The organism is Mesorhizobium sp. B2-5-11, from assembly GCF_006440835.1.
Taxonomy (GTDB): Bacteria; Pseudomonadota; Alphaproteobacteria; order Rhizobiales; family Rhizobiaceae; genus Mesorhizobium.
This window is the reverse complement of sequence record NZ_VFUK01000027.1, coordinates 2,501-5,676: the sequence shown is the minus strand read 5'-3', so window position 1 is coordinate 5,676 and position 3,176 is coordinate 2,501. Positions and strand designations below refer to the sequence as shown.

At 53.9% G+C, this 3,176-nt stretch carries 1 rRNA gene; it reads right to left on the bottom strand.

The window, feature by feature from the left end:
- Window positions 1-127 precede the first annotated feature (127 nt).
- Window positions 128-2,938: ribosomal RNA gene (locus FJ490_RS32460) — 23S ribosomal RNA — on the bottom strand.
- Window positions 2,939-3,176: the final 238 nt, after the last annotated feature.

Genomic DNA, 3,176 nt, shown 5'->3' with positions numbered 1-3,176 from the left:
AAGCCCGCAAGCGCGACTGCGCGTCGCCGGTCGTCCGGCGCCCTCGCGGAGCATAGGCCCGTAAGGGCCGCTCATGCGTGAGCGCTGGCCAGACCATCGTGTTTCACGATGGGCATAAGGAATGAGAACGATCAAGCCGATCGAACTATTAGTACCGGTAAGCTTCAAGCGTTGCCGCTCTTCCACACCCGGCCTATCAACGTGGTCGTCTTCCACGGTTCTCAGGGAATACTCGTTTTAAGGTGGGTTTCCCGCTTAGATGCCTTCAGCGGTTATCCCGTCCGGATATAGCTACCCTGCTATGCGGCTGGCGCCACAACAGGTCCACCAGAGATCCGTCCATCCCGGTCCTCTCGTACTAGGGACAGATCCTTTCAATATTCCTACACCCACGGCAGATAGGGACCGAACTGTCTCACGACGTTCTGAACCCAACTCACGTACCGCTTTAAATGGCGAACAGCCATACCCTTGGGACCTGCTCCAGCCCCAGGATGCGATGAGTCGACATCGAGGTGCCAAACAACCCCGTCGATATGGACTCTTGGGGGTCATCAGCCTGTTATCCCCGGCGTACCTTTTATCCGTTGAGCGATGGCCCTTCCACGCGGGACCACCGGATCACTATGACCGACTTTCGTCTCTGCTCGACTTGTCAGTCTCGCAGTCAGGCAGGCTTATGCCATTGCACTCAGCGAACGATTTCCGACCGTTCTGAGCCCACCATCGCGCGCCTCCGTTACTCTTTAGGAGGCGACCGCCCCAGTCAAACTACCCACCATACATTGTCCCGGACCCGGATAACGGGCCGCGGTTAGACATCCATAGTGATAAGGGTGGTATTTCAAGGGTGGCTCCACCTGAGCTGGCGCCCAGGTTTCAAAGCCTACCACCTATCCTACACATGCCACTACGAATGCCAATGTAAAGCTATAGTAAAGGTGCACGGGGTCTTTCCGTCTAACCGCAGGAACCCCGCATCTTCACGGGGAATTCAATTTCACTGAGTCTATGCTGGAGACAGCGGGGAAGTCGTTACGCCATTCGTGCAGGTCGGAACTTACCCGACAAGGAATTTCGCTACCTTAGGACCGTTATAGTTACGGCCGCCGTTTACTGGGGCTTCGATTCAGAGCTTGCACCCCTCCTCTTAACCTTCCAGCACCGGGCAGGCGTCAGACCCTATACGTCGCCTTGCGGCTTCGCAGAGCCCTGTGTTTTTGATAAACAGTCGCTACCCCCTGGTCTGTGCCACCCTCCTCTGCTTGCGCAGAAAAGGGTCACGCTTCTTCCGAAGTTACGCGTGCAATTTGCCGAGTTCCTTCAGCATAGTTCTCTCAAGCGCCTTGGTATACTCTACCAGACCACCAGTGTCGGTTTCGGGTACGGTCTATAAGGAGGAGCTATTTCCTGGAACCACTCCGCTGCCCGTTCAATCCGATAAGATTGGACAACTTGTGTGATCCGTCACTACCTCCAGGCCCACGAATATTAACGTGGTTCCCATCGACTACGCGTTTCCGCCTCGTCTTAGGGGCCGGCTAACCCTGCTCAGATTAGCTTTAAGCAGGAACCCTTGGTCTTTCGGCGGGGGAGTCTCTCACTCCCCTTACGTTACTCATGTCAGCATTCGCACTTCTGATACCTCCACCACCCCTCACGGGTATGGCTTCATCAGCTTACAGAACGCTCCGCTACCGCTCGTGATTGCTCACGAACCCTAAGCTTCGGTGTATGGCTTTAGCCCCGGTACATTTTCGGCGCAAAGACCCTTATTTAGACCAGTGAGCTGTTACGCTTTCTTTAAATGATGGCTGCTTCTAAGCCAACATCCTGGTTGTTTTGGGATCCTCACATCCTTTCCCACTTAGCCATAACTTGGGGACCTTAGCTGTAGGTCAGGGTTGTTTCCCTTTTCACGACGGACGTTAGCACCCGCCGTGTGTCTGCCGACTAGTACTCCCAGGTATTCGGAGTTTGGTTAGGTTTGGTAATCCGGTGAGGACCCCTAGCCCATCCAGTGCTCTACCCCCTGGGGTATTCGGTCGACGCTCTACCTAAATAGATTTCGCGGAGAACCAGCTATTTCCGAGTTTGATTGGCCTTTCACCCCTAGCCACAAGTCATCCCGAACTATTGCAACAGTTATGGGTTCGGTCCTCCAGTAAGTGTTACCTTACCTTCAACCTGCTCATGGCTAGATCACTCGGTTTCGGGTCTAATGCGACGAACTGAACGCCCTGTTCAGACTCGCTTTCGCTGCGCCTACACCTAGCGGTTTAAGCTTGCTCGTCACACTAAGTCGCTGACCCATTATACAAAAGGTACGTGGTCACCCTTGCGGGCTCCCACTGTTTGTAGGCAATCGGTTTCAGGTACTCTTTCACTCCCCTTGTCGGGGTGCTTTTCACCTTTCCCTCACGGTACTAGTTCGCTATCGGTCATGCACGAGTACTTAGGCTTGGAGGGTGGTCCCCCCAATTTCAGACAGGATTTCACGTGTCCCGCCTTACTCAAGGACGATTGATCGCATTACGCGTACGGGGCTGTCACCCACTATGGCCCTACTTTCCAGAAGGTTCCGCTTGTCTCTCAATCGCCACTGGCCTGGTCCGGGTTCGCTCGCCACTACTTCCGGAGTCTCGGTTGATGTCCTTTCCTACGGGTACTTAGATGTTTCAGTTCCCCGCGTTCGCCACTTTATCCCTATGTATTCAGGATAAGTTACCTATAACAGATCCTTGGAAACCACAGCAGCAAGACGGTCTTTCGACCACTGGCTGCTCTGATTTTCCAAGCACCTTAGGTGGGTTTCCCCATTCGGAAATCTACGGATCAAAGGGTATTCGCACCTCCCCGTAGCTTATCGCAGCGTATCACGTCCTTCATCGCCTGTGCATGCCAAGGCATCCACCAATTGCCCTTAAGACACTTGATCGTTCTCATTGCCAATACCCATCCGCGCGATCCCGAAAGGATCGTCGCCTGAGCCAGATCCTGTGCGGGATATGGCTCGATGTCATTGGCACAAAAAGACCAGCTTCTCGAGATCGGTTCGAGGGCGCGGTTAGGCAAACCCATCATATGCGGGAGATTGAGCGTCTCCCGCGACAAATCACGACCCTTTCGGATCATGAAGTTCGAACAAATCTTCTCTTTACGATGTCAAACAGAAC